The sequence below is a fragment of the Caballeronia eucalypticola genome, from assembly GCF_047608185.1.
Lineage (GTDB): Bacteria > Pseudomonadota > Gammaproteobacteria > Burkholderiales > Burkholderiaceae > Caballeronia.
Window position 1 is genome coordinate 1 of sequence record NZ_JBLKRU010000075.1, and the last position, 24,879, is coordinate 24,879.

At 59.1% G+C, this 24,879-nt stretch carries 21 protein-coding genes; 14 read left to right on the top strand and 7 right to left on the bottom strand.

The genetic code is table 11. The features are described from left to right. On the bottom strand, positions 1 to 347 hold a 347-nt coding region (locus tag ACMX25_RS38560; RefSeq protein WP_414955115.1), incomplete at its 3' end, for a transposase. A 54-nt stretch (positions 348 to 401) separates the two neighbouring features. Here ACMX25_RS38560 and ACMX25_RS38565 point away from each other — a divergent pair. The 6 genes from ACMX25_RS38565 to ACMX25_RS38590 all read left to right on the top strand — a co-directional run bounded on the left by ACMX25_RS38565 (position 402) and on the right by ACMX25_RS38590 (position 6,660). After that, positions 402 to 1,424: an IS30 family transposase gene (locus tag ACMX25_RS38565; RefSeq protein ID WP_414955096.1), complete on the top strand. Its 1,023-nt coding sequence runs from the start codon at positions 402 to 404 to the stop codon at positions 1,422 to 1,424. A 1,296-nt stretch (positions 1,425 to 2,720) separates the two neighbouring features. After that, complete coding sequence (locus tag ACMX25_RS38570; protein ID WP_414955097.1) at positions 2,721 to 3,554, top strand: ABC transporter substrate-binding protein; 834 nt, start codon at positions 2,721 to 2,723, stop codon at positions 3,552 to 3,554. Positions 3,555 to 3,639: 85 nt separating this feature from the next. Further along, positions 3,640 to 4,365 carry an amino acid ABC transporter permease gene (locus ACMX25_RS38575; protein ID WP_414955098.1) on the top strand — a complete coding sequence of 242 codons (726 nt, stop codon included), beginning with the start codon at positions 3,640 to 3,642 and terminating at the stop codon, positions 4,363 to 4,365. A 2-nt stretch (positions 4,366 to 4,367) separates the two neighbouring features. Continuing rightward, entirely contained in the window at positions 4,368 to 5,018 is a 651-nt protein-coding gene (locus tag ACMX25_RS38580) for an amino acid ABC transporter permease (protein ID WP_165103612.1), read from the top strand. Beyond that, positions 5,015 to 5,779, top strand: a complete 765-nt coding sequence (locus ACMX25_RS38585; protein ID WP_414955099.1) for an amino acid ABC transporter ATP-binding protein — start codon at positions 5,015 to 5,017, stop codon at positions 5,777 to 5,779. The genes ACMX25_RS38580 and ACMX25_RS38585 overlap by 4 nt, the downstream gene beginning before the upstream one ends. A gap of 101 nt (positions 5,780 to 5,880) precedes the next feature. Next, complete coding sequence (locus ACMX25_RS38590; RefSeq protein ID WP_414955100.1) at positions 5,881 to 6,660, top strand: IclR family transcriptional regulator; 780 nt, start codon at positions 5,881 to 5,883, stop codon at positions 6,658 to 6,660. Between the two features lie 49 nt (positions 6,661 to 6,709). Here ACMX25_RS38590 and ACMX25_RS38595 read toward each other — a convergent pair whose 3' ends face one another. The 5 genes from ACMX25_RS38595 to ACMX25_RS38615 form a co-directional block, all read right to left on the bottom strand. Beyond that, positions 6,710 to 7,651, bottom strand: a complete 942-nt coding sequence (locus tag ACMX25_RS38595) for an ornithine cyclodeaminase family protein (protein ID WP_414955101.1) — start codon at positions 7,649 to 7,651, stop codon at positions 6,710 to 6,712. Continuing rightward, positions 7,648 to 8,607: a threonine/serine dehydratase gene (locus ACMX25_RS38600; protein WP_414955102.1), complete on the bottom strand. Its 960-nt coding sequence runs from the start codon at positions 8,605 to 8,607 to the stop codon at positions 7,648 to 7,650. Before ACMX25_RS38600 ends, ACMX25_RS38595 begins: the two co-directional genes overlap by 4 nt. Further along, the gene (locus ACMX25_RS38605; protein WP_414955103.1) at positions 8,604 to 9,266 is read right to left on the bottom strand and encodes a helix-turn-helix transcriptional regulator; all 663 of its coding nucleotides are present in this window, start codon (positions 9,264 to 9,266) and stop codon (positions 8,604 to 8,606) included. Before ACMX25_RS38605 ends, ACMX25_RS38600 begins: the two co-directional genes overlap by 4 nt. 106 nt (positions 9,267 to 9,372) lie before the next feature. Next, positions 9,373 to 10,173: an ABC transporter substrate-binding protein gene (locus ACMX25_RS38610; protein ID WP_414955104.1), complete on the bottom strand. Its 801-nt coding sequence runs from the start codon at positions 10,171 to 10,173 to the stop codon at positions 9,373 to 9,375. Between the two features lie 70 nt (positions 10,174 to 10,243). After that, positions 10,244 to 11,419, bottom strand: coding sequence for a succinylglutamate desuccinylase/aspartoacylase family protein (locus ACMX25_RS38615; RefSeq protein WP_414955105.1), 1,176 nt, complete (start codon positions 11,417 to 11,419; stop codon positions 10,244 to 10,246). A gap of 173 nt (positions 11,420 to 11,592) precedes the next feature. Between ACMX25_RS38615 and ACMX25_RS38620 the strand changes: the two genes are divergently transcribed. The 7 genes from ACMX25_RS38620 (at position 11,593) to ACMX25_RS38650 (ending at position 21,836) form a co-directional block, all read left to right on the top strand. Then, on the top strand, positions 11,593 to 12,720 hold the full coding sequence (locus tag ACMX25_RS38620; protein ID WP_414955106.1) for an aminotransferase: 1,128 nt from the start codon (positions 11,593 to 11,595) through the stop codon (positions 12,718 to 12,720). 324 nt (positions 12,721 to 13,044) lie between these two features. After that, the gene (locus ACMX25_RS38625) at positions 13,045 to 13,344 is read left to right on the top strand and encodes a superinfection immunity protein (RefSeq protein WP_414955107.1); all 300 of its coding nucleotides are present in this window, start codon (positions 13,045 to 13,047) and stop codon (positions 13,342 to 13,344) included. A 583-nt stretch (positions 13,345 to 13,927) separates the two neighbouring features. Continuing rightward, on the top strand, positions 13,928 to 15,505 hold the full coding sequence (locus tag ACMX25_RS38630; RefSeq protein ID WP_414955108.1) for an efflux transporter outer membrane subunit: 1,578 nt from the start codon (positions 13,928 to 13,930) through the stop codon (positions 15,503 to 15,505). 76 nt (positions 15,506 to 15,581) lie between these two features. Beyond that, positions 15,582 to 16,835 carry an efflux RND transporter periplasmic adaptor subunit gene (locus tag ACMX25_RS38635; RefSeq protein WP_414955109.1) on the top strand — a complete coding sequence of 418 codons (1,254 nt, stop codon included), beginning with the start codon at positions 15,582 to 15,584 and terminating at the stop codon, positions 16,833 to 16,835. Between the two features lie 11 nt (positions 16,836 to 16,846). Then, positions 16,847 to 20,185 (top strand): efflux RND transporter permease subunit, encoded by a 3,339-nt coding sequence (locus ACMX25_RS38640; RefSeq protein WP_414955110.1) that lies wholly within the window; start codon positions 16,847 to 16,849, stop codon positions 20,183 to 20,185. 59 nt (positions 20,186 to 20,244) lie between these two features. Then, positions 20,245 to 20,877: a TetR family transcriptional regulator gene (locus ACMX25_RS38645; RefSeq protein WP_414955111.1), complete on the top strand. Its 633-nt coding sequence runs from the start codon at positions 20,245 to 20,247 to the stop codon at positions 20,875 to 20,877. 104 nt (positions 20,878 to 20,981) lie between these two features. Further along, complete coding sequence (locus ACMX25_RS38650; RefSeq protein WP_414955112.1) at positions 20,982 to 21,836, top strand: SDR family NAD(P)-dependent oxidoreductase; 855 nt, start codon at positions 20,982 to 20,984, stop codon at positions 21,834 to 21,836. Positions 21,837 to 21,946: 110 nt separating this feature from the next. Here the strand turns inward: ACMX25_RS38650 and ACMX25_RS38655 are convergent, their stop codons facing one another. Continuing rightward, positions 21,947 to 23,002 carry an aldo/keto reductase gene (locus ACMX25_RS38655; RefSeq protein WP_414955113.1) on the bottom strand — a complete coding sequence of 352 codons (1,056 nt, stop codon included), beginning with the start codon at positions 23,000 to 23,002 and terminating at the stop codon, positions 21,947 to 21,949. A 300-nt stretch (positions 23,003 to 23,302) separates the two neighbouring features. On the opposite strand from ACMX25_RS38655, the gene ACMX25_RS38660 reads away from it, so the two are divergent. Then, positions 23,303 to 24,319 carry an SGNH/GDSL hydrolase family protein gene (locus ACMX25_RS38660; protein ID WP_414955114.1) on the top strand — a complete coding sequence of 339 codons (1,017 nt, stop codon included), beginning with the start codon at positions 23,303 to 23,305 and terminating at the stop codon, positions 24,317 to 24,319. The last annotated feature ends 560 nt before the right edge of the window (positions 24,320 to 24,879 follow it).

Genomic DNA, 24,879 nt, shown 5'->3' on the forward strand with positions numbered 1-24,879 from the left:
CGCACCGTCATGCCTCGGGCGTACATGGCGATGATCTTGTCGTCAAAGCCGGTAAAGCGGCGCTCGTGCTTGGGAATGAGGATGGGTGCAAAGCTGCCGTCGCGATCCCGCGGGATCTCCAGACGCAGCGGACCGTCGTCGGTCAGTACCGTCTTGGCGCTCTTGCCGTTACGGTGATTGGTGAGCTCCTCAGGCCGTTCAGCGCCCACCGGATATCCAAGGTGATGGCCCAGTTCAGCGCCCAGCGCCCGTTCGATTAACGCCTTCTTGAAGGCCATCGACGCCGACTGGATCGCCTCGGCACTCATTGGACCCTTGACGAACTCATCGATCAGTTCTTTAGGAATTGATGGGCGGCCTCAAAAGCGAAGTGCAACACCTATCTCGTATAAGGTGTCGCAATGCCCGAAAAAACTTCGTACCAGCAACTCCAACCTGAAGAGCGCCTGGCCATCGCAAGCCTGCGGCTACAGAATGTGAGTGTCCGGGCCATGGCCCGGATACTCGGGCGCTCGCCAGCCACCGTTAGCCGTGAACTGACGCGAAACAGCTCTGCGGTTGGCTATTCATCCCAGCCGGCTCAAGCACTGAGCGTCGCACGCCGTAGCGCGGGACGCCGCCCCAATAAGCTTTGCCTGCAAACCGTTTGCTGGCGAGTGGTTCTCACCCTGCTCGAGTGGAAATGGTCGCCCCAACAGATATCGGGCACACTTAAACGTATGTATCCGACCGACTCGACCCAGCACGTTTCGCACGAAACCATTTACACGGCTATCTACGCCCAGCCGCGCGGCGAACTGCGTCGTCAGCTCATTGCCTGCCTGCGCCACGGCCACAGCACGCGCATGCCACGTACACGGGGCACAGACCGGCGCGGACAGATTCCCGACATGGTCAGTATCCACGTGCGGCCGCCCGAAATTGAAGACCGACTGCTGCCGGGGCACTGGGAAGGTGACTTCATCAAGGGAGCAGGCAACCAATCTTCTGTCGGCGTGCTGGTCGAACGAACCAGCCGCCTAGTACTGCTCGCCAAGATGGAAGACGCGAGCGCCGAGTCCGCGTTAGCAGGCTTCTCTGCCAAACTAAATTCGATTGTCGCGCCGCTACGGCAGAGCTTGACGTACGACCAGGGTAAGGAGATGTCGCGGCATAAGGAGCTTGCCTGCGCCACCGGCGTGAACATCTACTTCTGTGATCCACATAGCCCCTGGCAACGCGGGAGCTGCGAGAACACCAACGGATTGCTTCGCCAATATCTGCCCAAAGGCACCGACCTCTCGGTCTACAGTCAGGACGAACTCGATGCCATTGCCGACAGTCTGAACAGTCGGCCCCGAGCAACTCACGCGTTCCATTCTCCATTCGAGGTCTTCGCTGCAACACTTGCCTCAGCCAGCCAAACTCAAGGCTCTAAACACTAGAGCCTCCTGTTGCGCTTCGGTTTGAAACCGCCATGGCAATTCTCTCGCGGCCGTAGCGGCCGCCTTCGGTTTGCGTGGCATACATGCTCCTTTGCGACATGTTATGCCTTACACACAAAATTTTGGACAGGCTCTTCTTTTTCCAAAGCGAAAAAGAAACGAAGCAAAGAAAACGCTTTCACCGCTCTACCCTAAGTGTCCACAGCGTGCAGTTCCATTTCATGGGTGCCCCAAAAGCACGGTGCTCGCCAGAGCTTAGGATGTGTGAACCCCTCCTTCTCGCGAATCCTGACAGTAAAACGCTTCGCCCCGTACGCTCTCGGGCAAGCACCTGTGCCCCACGGACCCGCACAGCCTCACGCATTTTTACCGCTGCAGTCTTTCAGGGTCAACTGCTCGGTTTGCGCTGTCATTTTCGGGGGGTAGGCCCTAAGCATTCGGCTCCGTCGTTGCTTGGTGGGTTAGCGAAGTGGTTCGTCATGCGTACAAATTGGTGGTCGGTTCTAGGCGGATAGCGCAGGGTGCTCTTCGGGCAGCTTCAGTCACTGGTGGCGAAGCGTGGGGTATCCGTGTTCGGAGAAAGAAGGGTTCACACATCCGTGGCTCTGGCGAGCACCGTGCTTTTGGGGCACCCATGAAATGGAACTGCACGCTGTGGACACTTAGGGTAGAGCTGTTAAAAGCGCTTTCTTTGCTTCGTTTCTTTGTCGCTTTGGACAAAGAAATGACGCGCCGCCACGCGCAGTGGCTAATAGTGATAAAGAAAACAGCTAACGTAAAACCCGCGAAGACCTGGAAAGCAGCAACCCGGCATTGACTCCGACCGCTAACGCAGAACCCGTGCAACCCGGCTTGAACCCGACCGCCAACTCCACGTCCCGCTAACCCCAGGTTCACCCAGCCCATCTCCCTTGCCTAGACCTGGCAAACCTCCCCATATCAAGCTCTGCGCAACGAGCATTCGCAACGCTTACGGCGTCAGTAATCGAACCAAAAGGCCGGATCCAGACGCTCAAAACCGCCGCTCCAAATCAGCGCGATTCCCCATTGCCACGTGTTTTTTTCTGTGAAAGACTTCGTTCATCTGCTGTGCCGGACATGATTCCGATATATCAGACACGCGGTACAACTCGCTCTACCCGGCTTGGCCGCGCTTTCACGCGGCACCGAGCCGTGCGCAATATCGTTATATGCAGGCCCTTGCGCCCGCACAGTGAGGGCGTTGAATCCAGGGTCCTCTCTGGTCGCCGCCGTTGTCCCTGAACTGACATTTTCACTTTCAAGGCTGAGACCCAAATGAGACTTGTCAAAATAAGCGCACGTATCGCCTGTTCACTCGCGGTGGCCGGTCTGTTGACGCTAGTTGGCTGTACGAAGGTCGCCACGCCCGCTCAAGATGGTTCGGCTGAGTCCACGCTAAAGGCGGTCCTGCAGCGCGGCACACTGCGTGTCGGCGACTGCCTGAGCTTCGCGCCCTTCGGTTTTTATAACAAGGACGGTGCCGCCGACGGTTACGACGTCGATCTGGCGAAAGAGCTCGCGAAGCAAATGGGCGTGAAGCTGGAAGTGGTCAATACGACGAGCGCCAACCGTATTCCAAACCTGCAGACCAGCAAGGTCGACGTGGTGTTCTGCAACTTCACGCGCAATCTGGAACGGGCCAAGGAAATCAGCTTTACGAATCCCTATGTAGTGGCCAGCGAGGCGCTGCTCGTCAAGAAGAGCAGCGGTATCAAGTCGATCAAGGACATGTCCAACCGCACCATAGCTACCGTCAAGGGATCGACGAATGGCGACGAAGTCCGGGCGCTGAACATGCAGGTGAAGATCCAGGAATTCGACAGTTCGCAGGCCGCCATTCTCGCGGTAAAGCAAGGCCAGGCCGACGCGATGATCGAAGACAATAACTTCCTCGCATATCAGGCATCGCTCGACCCCGACTTGACCGTGACCGACGAAGCGCTGGTTCCGCTTGAATACAACGCGTTCGGCGTGAAGGCGGGCGATCAGATCTGGCTCGATTACCTGAACCTGTTCTTGTTCCAGATCAACGCGTCGAAGCAGAATGCCCAGCTCTACAAGAAGTGGTTTGGCGCTGACCCGCGTTTCCCGCTGAATCCGCAGTACTAAGCCGCAGCACTAAAGCCACGGTACTGATGCCACAGTACTCAATGCCACGCGGCAAGCATCGCGCAAGGCTGACGACGGAGGAGCAATGAGCTATCAATGGGTGACCCTGTCGGGCTATCTGAACGACTTTGTCAGGGCGGCGTGGCTGACGCTTCAGGTCACACTGCTAGCCTTCGTCGTCGCGATGCTGCTCGGCCTGCTGGCTGCACTGGCCAGCACGTCGCGCGTCGCGGTGCTGCGCGCGATATCGAGTTGTTATATCGAAGTGATCCGCAACACGCCGGTGCTGCTGCAAATCTTCATTGTTTTCTTCGGCCTGCCGTCAATGGGCATCACGCTCGATGCCTATACGGCCGGCGTGATCGCGCTCGGCGTTAACGTGGGTGCCTACCTCGCCGAAGTGTTCAGGGCGGGTATTCAGTCCGTGCCGCGTGGTCAACTGGAAGCAGCTTCTATTCTCGGGCTGGAGCGTTCGCAGATCTTCACTGAGGTGGTCATGCCGCAGGCCGCGCGGGCGGTTTATCCCGCGATCGTGAACAACCTGATCCAGCTTCTGCTAGGGACGTCGCTGCTATCGGCTATCGCGCTGCCGGAGCTGACCGGCATGGCGACCGTGATCAATGCGCGCACGTTGCTGTACATCCAGACGTTCACGATTACGCTGATTGCATATTTGGTACTGAGCAACTTTTTGTCGTGGGTCGCCGGGATGATCGGCGCGAGGCTGTTTCATCCACCGCTCGTACTGGCAAAACGCGCGCGCCGGCCATTGTTCATGAGGCGCCGCGTGAGCGCTGGAACCGGAGAGTGACCATGACAAGCGACCTGTTGACGTCCAGCCTTCCCATCCTGCTTCAAGGTCTTCTAACCACGCTGATTCTCTCAGTAGCGGCAATAGTGGGCGGTACGCTTGTGGGGCTGCTGGCGGCTGTTTTACGAACCTTCGGACCCTGGGGTACCCCTCGTCTCGCGAGGCTTTATACCGAGCTCTTTCGCGGCACACCGGTCCTGATCACGCTGATGTTCATCTACTTCGGCGTGTCGTACTTTGGTTACGCGATCGACGTATTCGCCGCCGGCGTGATCGGGCTCAGCGTGTACCAAGGTGCCTATATCGCGGAGGTTTTCCGCTCGGGAATCGAGTCGGTCCAGAAGGGGCAGTGGGAAGTCTCCCAGATCCTTGGGCTTAGCAAGACGCAGGCGTTTTTCTCGGTGATCCTGCCGCAGACGGGAAAGATCGTGCTGCCGCCATTGATCGGTCAGTACCTGTCCCTCATCAAGGATACATCGATTGTCAGCATGATCGGCATGTCGGAACTGATGCATCAAGGCCAGGCGATTGTCGACCGGATCGGCAAGCCGGTGGAGATCTATGGCCTGGTTGCCGTGCTGTATTTCATCGTGTGCTTTCCCCTGTCGCGGTGGGTGCGCCGCCATGATCGAAGAAGGAGCCTGTTGTCATGAACACCGCCATCGCATCCGAGTCCGTCATCAAACCTATCATCAACTTGAGCGGCGTCACCAAGTCCTTCGGCACGACCCAGGTGCTCAAGCAGATCAATCTCGAAGTGCGCCAGGGCGAAGTACTCGTCCTGATCGGCGCCTCCGGTTCGGGCAAGAGCACCGTGTTGCGAATCATGAGCGGTCTTGAAACGGCTGACGCGGGCGAGGTCTGGGTCAACGAAGTACCGCTGCACGACGCGCGCCGCGCACGCGAGATTCGGGGTCATGTAGGCATGGTGTTCCAGCAGTTCAATTTGTTTCCGCACAAGAACGCGTTGGGGAATGTTTCGCTGGCCTTGATCAAGGCACGCAAGATGAATCCGGCGGACGCACGCAAGCGTGCGATGGAGGCACTGGACCGCGTCGGTCTCGCCGATCGCGCGGATCATTATCCAAGCCAGTTATCGGGCGGGCAGCAGCAGCGCGTTGCCATTGCACGCGCACTCGCCGTTGAGCCGGGCATCATGTTCTTCGATGAAGCCACCTCTGCGCTCGATCCGGAACTCGTCGGCGAAGTCACCGAGGTCATGCGCGGCCTTGCGCGCGATGGCATGACCATGGTGGTCGTCACGCACGAAATGGGGTTCGCGCGCAAGACGGCGGATCGCGTGGTGTTCATGGACAAGGGCGTGATAGCCGAACAGGGCGCGCCTGAGCAGATCTTCGTGAACCCGCAAAACGAGCGCACGCAACAGTTCCTGCACCGGGTACTCGACCATTGAGTGCGACTGGTGCGCAGCCGCCGTTTGCAAGCGCTCACGCGCCAGGCTCGCGCCAAACAAAGACAAGCCAAGCGAATCATACTGCCGACGGAGTTCGAGTCATGTCTGTAACGGAATCTTCGAGGGCGAGGGGTGTCGACCGGGTCGTCTCCATCCTCAAGCAATTGCATAGCGTGCGACGTCCCATGACCATGCGCGAACTGATCGAAGCAACGGGTGCGCCGCGTTCAAGCATCTATGAACTCGTGACAATTTTGACCGAGGCCGGTTGGCTGGAAGCGGGCGCGGACGGCAGCGTATTTTTTGGCCGTGAGATGCACTACTACGGGTCCGACTATGCGGTCCACAACGACCTGATCAGCCGCGCGCACCAGGCCATCCTCGGCCTTGTCCGGAGCCACGACGAAACAGCGCAACTCTGCATGCTGGAGGGTAACAAGTACACCGTCGTGCTGTCGGAGAACAGTTCGCGTCCGTTCAACATCAGTTCGGACATAGGCGTGAAAGTCCCTATTCCATGGACCGCATCCGGCCGCTTGCTGCTAGGTCACTTGAGCGCGGACGAGATTCGCGCATTGATTCCGCAGGAAGACTTCGTGCTCGACAACGGTAAGCGAATCGAAGTGCCCGAATTCCTGGGCGATGTCGAGCGCGCCGTGCAACAAGGATATTTCTGCACGGAAGGCCTGTCCCACACGTTCCGATATTGCATGGCCGCGCCCGTGCGCGACAAGAACGGACAAGCGGTGGCGGCGCTGTGTTTCATGACCAGCCGCGACACTGATTCAAACAAGCGCGCGGCGATGCTCGAAGACCTCATACGCTCGGCGAAGACGTTATCGCAGCCGTACTACGGCATGAGTTTCAGCGCGGCGGGTTGATCGCGGCAAGCGCCGTGACCGCGCTGAAATTGCGAGCCGTCAAAAACGTTCAAATCCCCAAGCTACCCGCAATCTGCACGTCCTGCACTGCCACGCCGGTGAGGTCGGCCACCGTGATCTGGGCAGAGTCGGTATCGTTGCGCGCGCGCTGGCCGGCGTCCAGCAGTGCGCCGAGTTCAAGCAACTGCGCGGGTTGAATCAGCCCGGCAGCCAACGCATGCGAGATCTCGCCGTATTTGCTGCATTGATCGATTGAGTCCACCACGATCACCCCGGCCCGGGCAACGATTGCCGGATCGAGTTCCTGCTTGCCCGCGCCGTCGGCGCCGACGGCAGTGATATGCGTGCCGTTGCGGATCCAGTCCGAACGCAGCAAGGGTCCGCGTGATGGCGTCGTGGTTACGATCAGGTTGGCGTGCGCCGCAACGGCTTCCGCGGAGTCCATCGCCCGCACATTGAAGCCGCGTTCCGACATCTCTTCCACGAATAGTCCGCGGTTTTTCGCGGTTGGTCCCCACACGAATATGTCCCTGCAGTCAGTCACCGGCTGCAGATATTCAAGCTGCAATCGCGCCTGCTCACCACTGCCGATGATGCCGATTCCGTGCACCTCGCGCGGTGCAAGCAAACGTGCCGCGAGTTGTCCGGCGAGCGCGGTACGCACGCAGGTGAGCCAGCCTTCATCCTGCAACAGCGCGACCGGTTCACCTGTCGTGGCGGAAAAAAGCATGATCAGCCCGTTGTTGCTCGGCAAGCCTTGCTTGGGGTTATCGTAGAAGCCCGTAGACACCTTGACCGCGAAAGCTGCTGCGCCGTCGACATAAGCAGACTTGACACAACAATCGCCGTTGACCGCATCGAACTGGAAGTTTTGAACCGGCGGCACCTGCACGGTCTTGCGGGAGTAGGCCACAAAACCTTCTTCAATCATGCGCACCGCGCGTTCCATATTGAAGCGCGCGATGATCTCGTCTTTCGTCCAGATTTTCACTTAACAGCCTCGATGAATTTATTGAGCATGATGTTGCGTCCGCACAGCACCACGGCTACCGCACCGCCTTGGTACTGGTGGCTAAGCTGCAGCATTGACGCCAACGCGACGCCGGCCGCGCCTTCCACCATCCAGCGGTCTGTTTGCGCAAGCAGTTTCATGGCCGCCTTGATTTCTTCCTCCGTTACCAGCGACGTGCCGGTTATGATCTCCCGGGCAATATCGAAGGTCACGGAGCCGGGTTCGACACCACCGGCAGTACCGTCAGAAATCGTTTCGGTTTCCTCAACGTCTATGATTTTTCCTGCTTTCAACGAACTATACAAAGCGGTCGAATTCGCCGGCCAGCAGCCGATCACATCGGTTTTCGGACTCAGCGTCTTGACTGCCGTGCCAATGCCGGAAATCAGCCCGCCGCCGCCTACCGAAGCGAATACGGCAGCAAGATCGCTTGCTTGCTCATGCAGTTCCATGCCGATCGTGCCCTGACCGGCTATGACATCCAGGTCGTTATACGGCGACACGAATGCCATGCCCTTGAGCTTTGCCTGCCGGGCGGCTTCCAGTTCGACGGCCAGGGTTGTATCGTTTAGCGTGATGACCTCGGCGCCGAGCGCTCGAATAGCGTCGAGCTTGATCGCCGCTGCGGATGTGGACGCGTAGACCGTGACGGGCACGCCCGCGAGCTTGCCCGCGAGCGCCACGCCCTGACCATGATTGCCGCTCGATACCGTGAGCACGCCGTTGCGGCGCGCATCTGCATCGAGCAGGCGGAGCTTGTTGGTCGCGCCGCGAAACTTGAACGAGCCGGTATGCTGCAGATGCTCGCACTTCAGGTATACCTCGCATCCGGTTGCCTTCGACAACATCGGACTGAACGCAAGCGGTGTCACGCTCACTTGCGGCCGAATAGCGCGATGCGCTTCCTCAATGTGCTGAAACAGATCATTCGTCACTCGTTGCCCCTCAGTTCCTTCAGGTAATTGAACACCGTGGCGCGGCCGATCGACAGCACCTTCGCCACGTAGTTAGCCGCACTCTTGCCCTTGAATGCGCCTTCCTCATGCAATGCTTCTATGAGCGCCCGCTTATGCTCGCGCGTCAGCATGGACAGCGCCAGCTTGCGTTCCTGCAGCCAGTGATTGAGAAAGATGTTCACGCGCTCCTGCCAGTCGTCCTGGAACAGCTTCTCGGGCTGCGGCTGGAGCGCGGTGCTGGAGAGGAGCAGGTCAAGTGCCTGCCTTGCCTGCTCCAGCGCCGCAATATGAAAATTGATGCACATGACGCCAATTGCCCGACCCTCGTCACTGCGCACGACAATACTGACCGAGCGAATCTTGCGGCCGTCCCAGCCCAATTTTTCATACGGGCCGATCACGCTTTCATCGGGATCGAACTCGATGTCGTCGAGCGATGATTCGTCTCCCAGTTCGCGTTTTGACTGGTTGTTGGCCACATGCACCACGGTTTGCGTGTTGAGGTCGTGGATAACGACCTCCGTGTACGGCGGAAACAACAGGACGATACCGTCAGCGATGGCGCTGTAGCGACCGAGCAACTCGGCCGACGGTTGTGGCTCGCTGCGCTTGACCGCTCGCTTGGACGGCGGCTTCACTAAGAGCTCAGAAGCTTGTCCAGAAGCTATTTTCAGGTTACGTGCTTTAGTCATTGTTCGATATTGATTCGTGCGGAACAGTCGTGCGATGTTCCGCACGTGCGGCTTAGTCGACCGCGAGATCGACCGTAAAATATTTCTTCAACAGCGTCTGGTAAGTGCCGTTGCGCTTCAGCTCCACGAACGCGCCGTTGAGCGCGTCGGCCAGTTCCTTGTCACCCTTGCGCACGCCGATCCCCACCCCTGTGCCAATGACCTTTGCGTCCTTGACCGCCGGTCCAGCGAATGCAAAACCTTTGCCTGCGGGCTGGTTCAGGAAGCCGAGGCTCGCGGCAGTTGCATCAACGAAGGTCGCGTCCAGCCGTCCCGCGGCCAGGTCGGCGTAGACCAGGTCCTGGGTTTGATAGCTGACTACATCCACGCCCTTCGCAGCCCACGCTTCTTTCGCGTATTGCTCCTGGATCGAGCCCTGCAGCACGCCTACCTTATGCGATGCCAGCGATGCCGCCGTGGGCTGCAAAGTGCTGCCCGTGCGTGCCACCAGTTGCGCCGGCGTCCGGTAAAGCGGCTGGGTGAAATCGATCTGCTCGTTGCGCTTTGCGTTGATGTTCATCGCTGAATCTATAGCGTCGAACTTGCGTGCTTGCAGCGCGGGTATCAGGCCATCGAACGCATTCTCCACCCACACGCATTTCGCTTTCAACTGCGCACAGAGGGCGTTGCCGAGATCGATGTCGAAGCCTTGCAGCTTGCCGTCCGCTGTCTTCGATTCGAACGGCGGGTAGGACGCTTCCACGCCGAAGCGGATGGTCGAAATCTCCTTGGCCTGGACCCGCACCGATACCGGCATGGACGCCGCCGCACATAGCGCAACCGCGAGCATGGCACTTAACGCATTTTGCCTCATGACTATCCTCACTTCCGCGTATTTAAAGAATGAAAAGGTCCAGGAGAAAACGTGGCCAACCTTGATGCCGCTAAAAGTCGTTGAGCAATTGACCCGGTTTTCTATGAGGCAGCGGCTCTTTGCCCGCGAGCAAGGCGACCCGTTGGCCGGGCCGCACGAGCTTCATGTATTGCTGCACGACCACCAAGCCATCGACGTCGCTGAAGATCGGATGACGCGCCGCGCCAATAACGCCATGCAGCGGAATAATCTCGGCAATGAGCTCACCGGTTTTGACCGCATCGCCGGGCCGCTTCTTATAGGAGACAAGACCGCCGACAGGTGCCGGCACATGCGACACGCCTTCGAGCGGGCACACCATCACCTCGTGCTCAGCGAGCGGGCGTACATGGTCGTGGTTGTCAGTATCGACATCAATAAGGCCGCGCAAAGCGAGGTATTGCAAAATGCCCTGGGCATCGGCACGTGCGAAATCGTCTGACACATCAGCCTGCCCCCGAAGTTCGATCGACGTGCAAAACGCGGCGTGTTCATCATCGATCACGCCTGCTTTTTTAAGCACCGACCAGCATTGTGCGATGGCTTCGTCGAACGGAGTTCCGCCCGCGACATCCTCAAGAAACACGGCCTTGATCTGCATGCATCGAGCCAGTGCGACAGCTTGTGCGCGCTGGCTGCGATTGCTGTACAGGTGGAGGATGCCGTCCGTATCGCAATGCAGGTCAAGCACGATGTCGTGCTGCAGCGCTTCAGTCAGGAGCGCTGCCTTCATGGCCGCGACGGGGTCGAGCGGCGCTATTTCTGCCGCCACATCGGCGAACAATGCCTTCGCGCGCTTGACGTCGTTATGGCCGATATCGCGAGTAGCCAGCGCCGTTTCCACCCGGCTGGTCAGATCGGCAAAACGGCGGTTGAAGTTTTCGCCATTGTCGAGATTGAAGCGTCCGGCATGCGCGCCGAACACACGCTGACCCAGACCAACAGGGTTGGCGAACGGCCTCACGACGATCCGTCCGTGAATGCGGCCTGCATTATCCAGCAGGACCAATGCCTCAAGCAGATGCTGGATCACCAGCAGCCCGGGCAACTCGTCAGCATGCAAACCCGCTTGTATATAAGCACTGAGGTGCGACCCAACCGAACCAGCGGACCCATCCGACGCGCCCTCGAAGTTGTGTTTCAACAGGCGATGCGAGGCGCCCGGCGAGAGGCTGGGCAATTCGGAATGTTCAGTCGATAGCGTCATGTCGTTTATCGAAATGTACTTGTTAGTCTAAGATAGACTGTAAAATATAATTGGTCAAACGGAAAGTTAGCTGCGTCGATGCCGGCCGGTTCAGAGAGATGAACTCGTCCGGTTGTGTTTTTTCGCTCATCATTTGGGCTATTGTTAGCGATAGCTGATCCACGGAGATTGCAATGAAGATCAAGGACTTTCTTGTCGAACGCTGGATGGACCGGTACGAGCATGAAGCGCGCTATAACCTTGCTGAAACCTGCGTCGAATCATTGACAGTCGCGCAGTTGCTCGATCTGACGGGCAAGCGGGATAGTCTGCTCGACGAGCTTCTGCCGATGAAGCTGACCTATGGCGCGATCGAAGGTTCGGACCGGCTGCGGGCCAATATCGCGGCTTTATATGAGCGGCAGACGCCGGAGAATATTGTTGTGACGCACGGCGCCATTGGCGGTAATGCGCTGGTGTACGAGACGCTGATCGAACCCGGCGACCGGGTCATCGCGGTGTTGCCGACTTACCAGCAGCATTACTCGATTCCCGAAAGTTATGGCGCGGATCTGCAGACCGTGACGCTGCGCGAAGAGAACGGCTTTCTGCCGGATCTCGACGAGCTTCGCAAACTGGCAAACCAGAAAACCAAGCTCATCGCCATCAACAATCCGAACAACCCGACGGGTTCGCTAATGGATGAAGCCTTCCTCAAGGAGGTGGTGGCCATCGCTCAATCGTGCGGCGCATACCTCTTGTGCGATGAGGTTTATCGGGGCACGGATCAGGAAGGCTCAGGGTTCACCGCCTCTGTCGCTGATCTTTACGAGCGGGGTATCAGCACCGGAAGCATGTCGAAGACGTGGTCGCTGGCCGGGTTGCGGCTGGGATGGATTGCCGGACCGGTCGAGCTGATTCGCGCGGTGTGTATTCATCGTGACTACAACACCATCAGCGTAGGCATGATCGACGATTATCTTGCGTCCATTGCGCTTGAGGCCAAGGACAAGATTCTTGCGCGTAACCACGCCATCACGCGGACGAATCTTGCAGTGCTCGACGACTGGATTGGCAAGGAGTCGCTGGCGTCGTATGTGAAGCCCAAGGCCGCGACGGTATGTCTGGTCAAGTTTGATGTCGATATGTCGTCGACCGAATTTTGTACTTCGCTGATCGAGGCAACCGGCGTGATGTTCACACCGGGCAGCGCGTTCGACATGGAGGGATATATCCGGATTGGTTTTGCCAACCCGCTCGATGTCCTTCAAGAGGGGTTGACCAAGGTATCAGTTTTTCTTGAGGACATCGGACGCCGCTAAGCGCCAGCACTGGAGTGACGGCAGCCCGGAAATTTCGGCCTAAGAATGCAACCCCGGGCCGGCTTCTTCACAACGCGGCTCGGCACGACGTCCGTATAGGTATCCTTAGCATGCTTGTCGTCCGACATTCCTTAAGAGCGCCTTAAAGCCGGCCGTCATGTTTTGTCAGGTTTAACCGCGGCTTAAACCGCGATTCTTGCGTTCGGGCGAATAATGTATTCGCGGAATATCTCTTTAAGTTAAATACCTGTAATCGTAGTATTGAGTTTATCTTTTTGGACAAATGGCAATTCTCTGACGTCATGTGTCCGGCCGGAGGTGAACATGCTTCGCTACCTGTTTGAAGGTGTTGCGGTTACGGCCGCAGTCGTGGTGTATTTCCTGCCGGCCATTCTGGCTGACCGCAAAGGGCGTCGCAATGTCTTGTTGCTGGCGCTGCTGAACGCCTTGTTCGGCTGGACGGTGGTGTGCTGGATCGCAGCGCTTTACTGGGCGCTTCATCCCGATAGCCAGGGGAAAATAGTTCGCACTGTCCGGGCTACGCGGCGCACGCAGGCTCAGGCTACTGTTGCCGCAATAGTAGATAGAGCGCGCAGACGCGCGGACGCAGGACATATCAGGTGAGAAGTTCAGATATTGATCGCGTATCGCTAAGGTACGACGATTAAGCCGAATGGTCGACCCGACCTGAGTTTTCGTTTGCCTGACGAAATGTTCGATGACCGTAAGCAGTAGAAAACTATGGTTCGAATAGCTTTGGAACTAGCGCTCCTCAAGGCGATCCTCAAGCCGGCAAGTGCGCGGCTTATTCGATGGACCGCATCGAATTCACAATTTCCGCCGCATTTTTCCAAATATTTCAGGTTCGACCAAGCATGCATCGTTAGCGTGAGGAAGAAGCTTATCCATTGAATTACTGGATGTATTGCTAACTAAATCGCTAGTGACTTCCGAGTGTCGGACAGACCTAGCCTTCACTCCAGATTGCCTAAAACAATTAGATGCGACGCGACATCGATTGTCATCCATGTTTCTTGCGCGCTCAAATCTGCAAGTTCTTCTATGGCTGGCTAGAATACGATCCATCTCGTTGTTGGACTGCTTATCCGGTATGCAGAACGAGTCTGCATGAGACCGGCGGAAGCGCTAAGGGACCATGGATGGAACCCAGTTAAGCGCTGACTCCGATCGACACAGGAGACTTCACTTGAAAGGTGATTGTCGGACCTCGGATGTCACTTATGTAAGTACTGCACGCTTTCGATTGCGGCGTGTGGTGAAGGGTGGCGTCGCGTTTATCGTCGCCACATCCCTCGCTGCGTGCATGGTCGGCCCGGACTATCGCAAGCCCGAGGTCCAGATACCCGAAGGGTTCAAGGAGGGCGTCGACTGGCATCGCGCCGAAGCGAATCCGCAGGCCGCGATCTCGAGCACGTGGTGGCGCATGTACGGCGACGACAAACTCAATGGCCTGGTCGAGCAGTCGTTGAAGGCCAACCAGTCGATTGCGTCGGCGGAAGCCGCTTATCGCGTCGCGCTCGCCACCGTTCAGTCCCAACAGGCCGGCTTGTTTCCGATCGTCACGGCCGGTGTATCCGGTGCGCGTTCTGGCGGCAACATTGGAGGACTCGCCGCGAGTTCCGGTTCATCTGCCGCAGCGGGCAACAGCGTGCTCGCCAGCGGGACCGTGAGTTGGGAACTGGACCTGTGGGGACAAATACGGCGCGAGATCGAGCAGGCGAAAGCGAACGCCCAGTCATCGGATGCGCAGCTTGCCGGTGAACGCATCTCGATCACGGCGAGTGTCGTCACTGACTACTTCCAGTTGCGCCAGGCTGATTTCGACACGCACGCGCTGAAGGAACAGCAGGACGTCGACAGCCAGATTCTGTCGATGGTCCAAACCGGCTTCAAAGAGGGCTTCGCGTCGAACGACGACGTACTGGTCGCGCAGGAAAATCTCGAAACGATCATCGCCGACTTGCAGGCGACCGAAACAACGCGCGAGCAGGACGAGCACGCAATTGCCGTGTTGACCGGCGTGCCGCCGGAGACATTCTCCGTTGCCGCCGATCCAAACTATTCCTTCCTTACGCCTGCCGTACCGCCGGCACTGCCTTCGCAATTACTCGAACGGCGCTATGACGTGGTCAGTGCCGAGCGCACGGCTGCGGCGGCCAATGCGGGCATAGGCCTCGCCGAAGCTGCGTTCTATCCGTCGCTGACGCTCTCGGCTGAAGGTGGTTTCGCGCACAACACGTTGGCACATCTGTTCACGGTCCCGAACCGCTTCTGGACGCTTGGCCCCCAACTCGCGGAAACGATTTTCGACGGCGGCGCCCGCACGGCTGCTGTGCGCGGCGCGCGCGCGACCTACGACGAAGACGTCGCGATCTATCGGAACACGGTCCTGACTGCGTTCCAGAGCGTGGAGGACAGCCTGTCGTCGATGAACCACCTGCGGGAACAGGCCGGCGCGTTCGCGAAGGTGTACGACAGCAACAGCCGGTTGTTCGCGAGCGAGCAGGCGCAGTTCGATGCCGGCGCGGTTAGTCAGCAGAGCTTGCTGACGCAACGGCTGACATTGCTCGAGGCGGAGCAGAATCTGCGCGACACGCAAGCGTTGCTCGCCGAGAGTAACGTGCAACTCGTCAAGAACCTGGGCGGTGGCTGGCAGCGTGATGACGCAGAGGTCGCCTCGATGCCGGCCGCTGCTTCATCGCATGTTTCATCGCCCGTTTCGCAAGTGCCAGTGCAGCCTGCCTCGGAGGCGGTCGCGGACTGACTTACAAGCTGTTCCATTCGATTCCAGCACGCAGCGGAGCCCGCGCGCGCTGAACTCAAGCAAGAACGGAGTTTTCATGACGTCACGTTCTCAGCGCTCGGCGCAGTCGTATCTGTGTCTGATCGTGCTCGCCGCCTGCTCGAAAAGCACGCCGCCGCCGCCGCCCACGCAAGTTGCCGTGGTGAAGGCGCAGTCACAATCGGTGCCGCTTGAACGTCAGTTCGTCGGCCGGCTTTCGCCTTACTACAGCGCGAACGTAACGGCCCGCGTGTCCGGCGTGTTATTGCGGCGCAATTACACGGAAGGCTCACAGGTGCGCGCGGGGCAGTTGCTGTTCGAGATTGATCCAGTCTTTTATCGCGCGCAGCTCAACAATGATCTCGCGTTGTTGGCCGAAGATCAGGCCACCTACGTCAATGACCGCATCACCGCCGTGCGCAATCGCAAGCTGCTGCCGGTCGGTTCGGTCTCGCAGCAGACCGTCGACAATTCCGATGCCGCCGAGCGCAGCGCCGCAGCCAAGGTCAAGGCCGACCAGGCGACTGTCGAGAGCGCACGGGTCTCGCTCAACTACACACGCGTGACGGCGCCCATAGGCGGTATCGCCGGACAACAGCAAGTGACGGCGGGCGCGGTGGTCGGCAACGGCACGTCAGACGCGGGTGGCAGCGGCACGCTGCTGACCACGGTTCAGCAGATCAATCCGATGTACGTGAACTTCACGATCAGTTCGGCTGACCTCGCGACGCTGCAGGATTCCCAGAGCGCGGGCTCAGTCGACCTGTCACAGCAGAGTCACACCACGGTGCGAATCGCGCTGCCTAATCGTGTGGCGTATGGCACGGCGGGCACGCTCGATTTCTCCGACGTATCGGTCAATGCGGCGACCGGTGCGGTCAACCTGCGCGCGCTCGTTGCGAACCCGCAGCGGCGTCTGCTGCCCGGCATGTATGTGACGCTGACGGTTAACTTCGGTCAGCAGAACAATGTGTTCCTGGTTCCGCAGCAGGCCGTCCAGCGCGACACGGTCGGCGCGTTTGTGTTCCTGGTCAACGCGAACAACAAGGTGGGCCGCAAGGACGTTGTGGCGACCGATAGCCTCGGCAATAACTGGATCGTCACGCAAGGGCTCGCTGACGGCGACCAGATCATCGTGACCGGCGTGCAGATGGTGAGGGAAGGCGCGCCCGTGAAGACGGTCGCGTGGCAGCCGCCTGCTGCGTCTAATGCGGCATCAGCTACCGCGGCGGCTTCGACGGCACCTTCGACGGCACCTTCGACCGAGCCGGTTTCCACAGCATCAGCGGCTTCGGCCGGCTCGGCCCAGTAGGAGAAACGCACATGCCGAGTTTTTTCATCAACCGCCCCGTCTTCGCCTGGGTTATCGCGATCCTGATCTGCCTGTTCGGCATCATCTCGGTGCACGGCATGGGGATCGATTCGTACCCGGACATCGCGCCGCCGGAAGTGACCGTCACTGCGCAGTATCCGGGCGCGAGCGCCCAGACAATGGAATCGACGGTGACGCAGGTGATCGAGCAGCAGCTCACCGGCATCGACAATCTGCTGTACTTCAGTTCGACGTCGAGCTCCAATGGTCAGACGCAAATCACCCTTACGTTCGCTACCGGCACCAACCCGGATATTGCGCAGGTGCAGGTGCAGAACAAGGTCACGCTCGCCCAGCCGCTGCTGCCTTCGCAGGTCACGCAGCAGGGCGTCGTGGTGGCCAAGGCGAGCCCTGACATCCTGTTGTTCGTCGCGCTGCAATCAGACAACCCGTCGATTGATGCTGGGCGTCTCTCCGACATCCTCGCTTCGCAGATCCAGCCTAATATTGGCCGCGTGAACGGTGTTGGCAATACCACGCTGCTTGGTTCGGAGTACGCAGTGCGTATCTGGCTCGACCCGAACAAGCTGCAGAGTTATGGCTTGTCGACGACCCAGGTGCTCAATGCCGTGAGCTCGCAGAATGCACAGTTCGCAGCCGGCTCGCTTGGCGCGGATCCCGCGGTGAAAGGGCAGGTGTTTACGGCGAACGTGACGGGCGATAGTCTCTTTTCGTCGATCAAGCAGTTCCAGGACATCATTGTTCTCGCCAACAACAACGGCACCACGGTCAAGCTCTCCGACGTGGCGCGTGTTTCGTTCGGCTCGCAGACCTACGGTTTCGCGCCGGTCTATAACGGCAAGGCGGCGGGAGGCATGGCTGTGTTCCTGCTGCCGGGCGCGAACGCGCTAGCGGTCGCGAAGGCGGTCAAGGCCGAGATGGCGACGCTGGCGAAGGATCTGCCGGAAGGCGTCACATGGAGCGTGCCTTACGACACCACGCCGTTCATTACCGCGTCCATCGTGGACGTGATCCGGACGCTCGTCGAAGCAATCGTGCTGGTGTTTTTCGTGATGCTGATCTTCCTGCAGAATCTGCGCGCGACGATCATTCCAACGCTCGTGATTCCGGTCGCGCTGCTCGGGACGTTCATTGGCCTGTCGGCGCTGCATTACACGCTCAACCAGTTGACGCTGTTCGGCATGGTGCTGGCGATCGGTATCGTGGTCGACGATGCAATCGTCGTGATCGAAAATGTAGAACGCATCATGACCGAGGAGCATCTGGAGCCACGAGCGGCGACCCGCAAGGCGATGGGCCAGATCACCGGCGCCATCATCGCGATCACGGTGGTGCTGTCCGCCGTGTTCATCCCGTCCGCGCTGCAGCCGGGCGCGACCGGCATTATCTACGCGCAGTTCGCACTGACCATTGCAGTGTCGATGGGATTCTCCGCGTTCCTCGCGATGTCGTTTACCCCATCGCTATGCGCGGCGATCCTGAAGCCCGAACACGCAACGGAAAAGAACTGGTTTTATCGCTGGTTCGACCGCACGTTCGACTGGACGACGAAAAAATATATCGGCCAGACCGCTCGCGCCGTCACTCATGCGCCGCGCTGGATGATCGTATTCGTGCTCGTCGTGGTGCTGACGGGTTTTCTCTATACGAAACTGCCGACCAGCTTCGTGCCCGATGAAGACCAGGGTTTCGTGCTCGCCCTCATCAACCTGCCGCCCGGTTCGACGCTGCAGAGTACGGACCACGTGATGACGGAGGTCCGCGACAAGCTTTCGAACAGTCCCTTCAGCAAGGAGATCGTAGCGATCTTCCAGCCGGAAGGTTTCAGCTTTGTCGGTACGAGTGAAAACGTCGGCATGTCCTTTATCAAGCTGGCGGATTGGGACAAGCGCCATGACACCGCGATGACTTTGATTCCGAAGATCAACCAGACCCTGCATGGCATCACCGATGCGCAGATCTTCGCGGTGAATCTGCCGACCATTCGCGGTCTCAGCCAGTTCGGCGGGATCGACATGTATCTGCAGGCACGTGAAGGCCAATCGCGCGCAGAGCTTGGCCAAGCCACGGGCACGCTGCTCGCGGGAGCGACGAAGAGCCCGGTGCTGTTCGGCATCCGCCCCAACTCGTTGCCGAGCGCCCCGCAACTCGACATCGCGGTGGACCGTACTCAGGCCCAGGCAATGGGCTTGTCGCTAAGTGATGTCTACTCCACGCTCCAGACAGAGCTCGCGCCGTTTTATATCGATCAGTTCACTTACGGCGGGCGCGTGAAGCGCGTCTATATCCAGGCGGATGCGCCGTACCGGATGGGAATCGACGCGCTCCAGCATCTTTATACGCCGAGCCTGTTCACCAACGGCACCGGTTCGGCCTCGGCTGCGAGCAGCACGGTTGCGTCGAACGGCTTCACGACGCCCGTCGACCCGTCTCCTGCGAATACATCGATCAGCCCTTACAACATGGTGCCGCTCGCGAGCGTAGTGAATGCCAAATGGAGCTTTGGACCCACGGTGCTGCCGCGCTACAACGGCTACTCCGCGATCGAGATCGTCGGCAACTCCGCCCCGGGCTACTCGACCGGACAGGCGATCAACGTGCTGCAGAATATTGTGGACCGCCAGTTGCCGACGGGTTTCGCGGCGGACTGGACCGGTCAGTCGTTCCAGGAATTGCTGTCAGGGTCGTCGGCGATCACGCTGCTGTTGCTGTCGATCGTGGTGGTGTTCCTGTGCCTTGCCGCGTTGTATGAAAGCTGGTCAATTCCGGCCGCTGTGCTGCTCGTCGTGCCGCTTGGCATGCTCGGGATGCTGGCGTTCTGTCTCTTGTTCGGTGTACCAAATGATATCTACTTCAAGATCGGTCTCGTGACCGTGATCGGCCTCGCGGCGAAGAACGCGATCCTGATTGTCGAGTTCGCGGTGGAGGGCCAGCAACAAGGCATGACGCTGCGCGATGCCGTCCTGAGCGCGGCTCGTCTGCGATTGCGCCCGATCCTGATGACATCGATGGCCTTTATCCTCGGTGTGTTCCCGCTCGTTATATCGTCGGGAGCAGGCGCTGCTTCGCGTCACGAAATTGGTACTGGCGTGATCGGCGGCATGTTGTTTGCGACCTTCCTTGGGCTACTGCTGATTCCGGTGTTCTATGTGGTCGTCCGGAAATTGCTTGGCGACAAGCTCGACGAGGTATCGCACAAGATGCCCCACCACGGTGACGGCGATGGAGATAGCCAGGGTGGCCACGATGGCAACCCGCCGGGCGGTGGCGAGCATGACGGTGGCGGCACAGGCCGCGCGAACCCCGCAGGGGAGGGCACGCCAGCCTAGCGAGACTCCGCGCGCCGGATGTGGCGCGCTCGATTAGCCATGCACCGGCGCAGCGAGAGATGAAACGAACACGGCAACAGGCGCTGGAAACGCGCGACCGGATTCTCGACGCGGCCGAGTGGGTCTTCTCCGAGCATGGCGTTGCCCGCACGACGCTTGAAGACGTCGCGATGCGGGCGGGCTTCACGCGCGGCGCGATTTATGGGCACTTTCGCAACAAGGTCGAACTGTTTGTCGCGATGACAGACCGCGTCATGTTGCCGATGGAGATGCTGGTCCTGGCATCGGCCGATGCCGAAGAGCCGGATCCGCTCGGCAAGATACGGCAACTCCTGGTGTTCTGTCTTCGCAGGACCGCGGTGGAACCACACAGCCGCCGCGTGTTTGAAGTCCTGTTCACGAAGTGCGAGTACACGCGCGACATGGATCTTGTATTCGATCGACAACGCAACGCCACCCGCAACGGCAGAAAGCAGCTTGAGCGGGTGCTGCAAAATGCGATCGCAAGAGGTCAGTTGCCGTCCGACCTTGATACGGTTCGCGCATCCGGCATCGTGCATGCGTTTCTCGACGGCGTGTTGCGAGACTGGCTGCTGGAGCAGGATTCGATCGTCCTGCCGCGTGATGCCGAGAGTCTGGTGGATGTATGCATTGGCATGCTGCGGCAATCGCGTTCGTTGCGCAGGATGTGACGATGTCAATTCGCGCTTGTGACCGCGCTTTCTGATTGAGCGGAGCTAACTCAGGGATAATTGACACCGTAGGGTGCCTGGCACTCGTCCACGAAGGATCATCGATGACACACTTTGCTTTCACTGCCGGATCGGTCGCCGTTATCACGGGCGGTGCTGCCGGTATCGGCCTCGCCGCTGCCAAGCGATTCGCGCAACGCGGACTTCGCGTCTGCATCGCGGATCTGGGCGCGGATCGACTCGCACACGCAGCGCGGGAAATCGCCGCTGTGGCAGCCCATGGAGCGGACGATGTCATGGCTATCGAGACCGACGTCAGCCGCACCGAGGACCTGAGCCGACTGGAGACGGCGGTTCGAGATCGCTTCGGCGGCACCGATATCCTCATGAACAACGCCGGCATTCAACCTGGCAGCGCCGTGTTCGGTTCGGTCGCGAACTGGGAGCGGGTGCTTGACGTCAACCTGTGGGGAGCGATTCGTGGCACTCAGGCTTTCGTTCCTGCAATGATCGCGCGCGGCCGGCCGGGTCTGGTTATCAACACCGGCTCCAAGCAAGGGATCACTACACCGCCTGGCGACCCGGCTTATAACGTGTCCAAGGCCGGCCTGAAGGCGTTCACCGAAGCGCTGCAGCACGAGTTGCGCAACACGCCGGATTGCAAGCTCAGCGCTCATTTGCTGATCCCGGGTTTCGTGTTCACCAACCTTGCCGCGCATGGTCGCAGCGAGAAGCCGGCCGCTGCCTGGACGCCTGAGCAAACCGTCGATTTCATGCTGGAACGCCTGGATGCCGGCGACTTCTACATTCTCTGCCCCGACAACGACGTACCTCGTTCGCTCGACGAACGGCGCATCCTGTGGGCCGCGGGTGATATTGTGGAGAACCGTCCGCCGTTGTCGCGCTGGCATCCGGATTTCAAGCAGGCGTTCGAGGCGTTCAGCAAGAAAACCGACTGACTGACTTTCGATCACGGTGACATTCGGTATCCTTAGTATTGAAGAATCATTGCTCACGGGCGCTCTCCATAGCAGAGCGCCTGAGAGCGACTGGATCAAATCAGATCAGCCTAAGCCTTCAGATGCGGTCCGAGTAGCGACAAATCCGGTCCGCCAAGACGGTCGTGTGCGGTTTGCACCTGGTGCCAGTATGGGTAGAGCAGGGGCGGGGCGCTTACCTTGTCGAGTCGCGCGCGCTGTTCATCTGTCAACGTGAGGTTCGCCGCACCAAGGTTGTCGCGCAGTTGCGTTTCGTTGCGTCCACCGATGATTACCGACGTGACAGCAGGCCGCCCGAGCGTCCACGCTAGCGCAACTTGTGCAGCCGAGACGTTGTGTTCGCCGGCGATCTCGAGCAGTACGTCGACGATCGACCACAGCCGTTCCTCGTCGCGGATTGGCGGCTCGGTCCATCCGGCGAGCTGTCGCGTGCCTTCGGGCGTTGCGTCGCGGCGATGCTTGCCTGAGAGCAAGCCGCCCGCCAACGGGCTCCAGACCAGGATGCCCAGTCCCTGATCGAGTGCAATGGGTGCGAGCTCGTACTCCGCTTCGCGTGCTTCGAGCGTGTAGTGAATCTGTTGGCTTACAAAACGCGGCAGGCGATCCCGTTCGCTCACATGCAATGCTTTCATCAGGTGCCAGCCCGAGTAGTTCGAGCAGCCGACGTACCGGATCTTGCCTTGCTTGACCAGCAAGTCGAGCGCTTCGAGCGTCTCTTCAAGCGGCGTTAGCCCATCCCATTGATGAACCTGGTAGAGGTCGATTACATCGGTCTTGAGGCGGCGCAGGCTCGCCTCGCAAGCCTGGATCAAGTGATGCCTCGAGAGACCCCTGTCATTCGGGCCTTCGCCCATTGGAAAGCGTGCTTTGGTGGCGATCAGCACGCCGCCCTTGCGTTTGCCGCCGAGCGCCTCGCCGACGATTTCCTCCGACGCGCCATTCGAATAGACGTCGGCCGTATCGATCAGGTTGACGCCAGCGTCGATACACATGTCAATCTGCCGGCGCGCTTCGTCCAGGCCGACTTCGCCGACGTTCGCAAATTTGCCCTTGCCGCCCATTGTCATGGTGCCAAGTGTGATGGTTGAGACCTTGAGGCCAGATCGACCGAGTTGACGATATTCCATGATGAAGCTTGTCTCCTGAGAAAGTTGCAGAGGATTCGGGACCGGCGCGCGGTCACGTTTCATTCGCCTGTGCGGGGAAGTCGTGCATGTTGTGTCTATTGTGTCCGTTTATCTCCGTTGGTGCGCTCAACTGCGCGACGTTATCGGAGATGCTCCGCAACCGCGCCGCATTCAAAAGATAGCGCATGCTTTTTGCTTGAGCAAACATCCGTATCGCAATAGCGATATGCAGGCTGGCGATAAGCCCGGCTTAAGCCCGATGTATAAGGCCGCTGCCCTGCCGACCCGCGGGGAGGATCTATGCCAGGAAGTAATAACAAGGTACGCGCTGCAATTCTTGCCGGTGTGGTGTCGCTGTTCGCGGCGTGTGGCGGTGGCGGGGGAAGCGGCTCGAGCGGCGCGGCTGCGCCTGCGGGCGGCATCGATCTGCAAGTCGTCTCATTCGGCGACAGTTTGTCCGACGTCGGGACTTATGCGCCAATCGCCAGCGCGGTCGGCGGCGGCCGTTTCACGACCAATCCGGGACAAGTGTGGACTCAGGATGTCGCGCAATATTACGGCGATACGCTCACCGCGGCTTTTACGATCAACCTCGCTCACGAGTTAAGCGCGCAAGGCGGCCTTGGCTACGCGGAGGGCGGCTCCACGGTGGCAACGCCGGCTGACCAGAATGACTTCCTGACTGACGTGATCGGCAATGTAGAAATGCCTGTCAATCAGCAGGTTTCGAGCTATTTATCTGCTCACGGTAGTTTCAACTCCGGTCAATTGGTGCTGGTCTGGGCTGGCGCTAACGATGTGCTTCGTGCCGGGTCACTGCCGGCTGCCGCGCCGGTCGTGCAGACGGCAGCAACCGCTTTGGCTCAAATTGTCGGACAGATTGTGCAGGGCGGCGCTACGCATGTCGTAGTGGTCAATGTCCCGAATATTGGGCTGACGCCTAAGGGCATTACTTCATCCGATGGCGGCGCAAACCTGACGCAGTTATCGCAGTTGTTTAATAGTGACTTGAATGCCGCCTTGCAGGCGAATGGTCTGCAAGGCAAGGTAATCCAGGTCGATTCCTACACATGGACGGATCAAATCATTGCGAACTTCCAGGCGAATGGCTTTGCTGTATCGAATACGAGCACGGCTTGCGACCCTGCGAAAACGCCCGATGACACCGCGTTGCTGTGCTCGCCGGCGACGTATGTGACCTCCAATGCAGATCAAACGTATATGTTCGCTGACGATATTCATCCGTCGACGCGTCTGCATACGCTGTTCGCTCAATATGTGGAGCAGCAAGTCGCCGCGAGTGGGTTGGGTCGGTGATGCTGTGGGAAGGTGATTTGCTGGCGATGACTGGTCGATAGCGTTGTTGGTCCCCATCTGGTTCCGCACGAGGCTTTACTGTTAGTGGGGTCTGTGGTCGGGGTCGATGCCGGGTTGCACGGGTTCTGCGTTAGCGGACGGAGTCAATGCCGGGTTGCTGCTTTCCAGGTCTTCGCGGGTTTTATGTTAGCTGATTTTTTTCGCTCTATTAGCCACTGCGCGTGGCGGCGCGTCATTTCTTTGTCCAAAGCGACAAAGAAACGAAGCAAAGAAAGCGCTTTCACCGCTCTACCCTAAGTGTCCACAGCGTGCAGTTCCCTTTCATGGGTGCCCCAAAAGCACGGTGCTCGCAAGAGCACCGGATGTTTGAACCCCTCCTTCTCGCGAATACTGACAGTAAAACGCTTCGCCCCGTACGCTCTCGGGCTAGCACGAATGGCACTTACTTAAGCCTGCAATGGAGGAGAAGACGGTGGTAAGTGCTTGAGGAGAAAGGGAGGCGGCTGATCGATAGATTGATACGATGGTTGTTACCAAGCAAACAGCGTCTCATTCCAAAG

Excerpts from the sequence above, each read along its gene's own strand:
- ACMX25_RS38610 (WP_414955104.1), bottom strand. The coding sequence starts at position 10,173 with ATGAGGCAAAATGCGTTAAGTGCCATGCTCGCGGTTGCGCTATGTGCG.
- ACMX25_RS38660 (WP_414955114.1), top strand. The coding sequence starts at position 23,303 with ATGCCAGGAAGTAATAACAAGGTACGCGCTGCAATTCTTGCCGGTGTG.
- ACMX25_RS38615 (WP_414955105.1), bottom strand. The coding sequence starts at position 11,419 with ATGACGCTATCGACTGAACATTCCGAATTGCCCAGCCTCTCGCCGGGC.
- ACMX25_RS38650 (WP_414955112.1), top strand. The coding sequence starts at position 20,982 with ATGACACACTTTGCTTTCACTGCCGGATCGGTCGCCGTTATCACGGGC.
- ACMX25_RS38625 (WP_414955107.1), top strand. The coding sequence starts at position 13,045 with ATGCTTCGCTACCTGTTTGAAGGTGTTGCGGTTACGGCCGCAGTCGTG.
- ACMX25_RS38580 (WP_165103612.1), top strand. The coding sequence starts at position 4,368 with ATGACAAGCGACCTGTTGACGTCCAGCCTTCCCATCCTGCTTCAAGGT.
- ACMX25_RS38640 (WP_414955110.1), top strand. The coding sequence starts at position 16,847 with ATGCCGAGTTTTTTCATCAACCGCCCCGTCTTCGCCTGGGTTATCGCG.
- ACMX25_RS38655 (WP_414955113.1), bottom strand. The coding sequence starts at position 23,002 with ATGGAATATCGTCAACTCGGTCGATCTGGCCTCAAGGTCTCAACCATC.
- ACMX25_RS38645 (WP_414955111.1), top strand. The coding sequence starts at position 20,245 with ATGAAACGAACACGGCAACAGGCGCTGGAAACGCGCGACCGGATTCTC.
- ACMX25_RS38585 (WP_414955099.1), top strand. The coding sequence starts at position 5,015 with ATGAACACCGCCATCGCATCCGAGTCCGTCATCAAACCTATCATCAAC.
- ACMX25_RS38635 (WP_414955109.1), top strand. The coding sequence starts at position 15,582 with ATGACGTCACGTTCTCAGCGCTCGGCGCAGTCGTATCTGTGTCTGATC.
- ACMX25_RS38565 (WP_414955096.1), top strand. The coding sequence starts at position 402 with ATGCCCGAAAAAACTTCGTACCAGCAACTCCAACCTGAAGAGCGCCTG.
- ACMX25_RS38575 (WP_414955098.1), top strand. The coding sequence starts at position 3,640 with ATGAGCTATCAATGGGTGACCCTGTCGGGCTATCTGAACGACTTTGTC.
- ACMX25_RS38570 (WP_414955097.1), top strand. The coding sequence starts at position 2,721 with ATGAGACTTGTCAAAATAAGCGCACGTATCGCCTGTTCACTCGCGGTG.
- ACMX25_RS38620 (WP_414955106.1), top strand. The coding sequence starts at position 11,593 with ATGAAGATCAAGGACTTTCTTGTCGAACGCTGGATGGACCGGTACGAG.
- ACMX25_RS38590 (WP_414955100.1), top strand. The coding sequence starts at position 5,881 with ATGTCTGTAACGGAATCTTCGAGGGCGAGGGGTGTCGACCGGGTCGTC.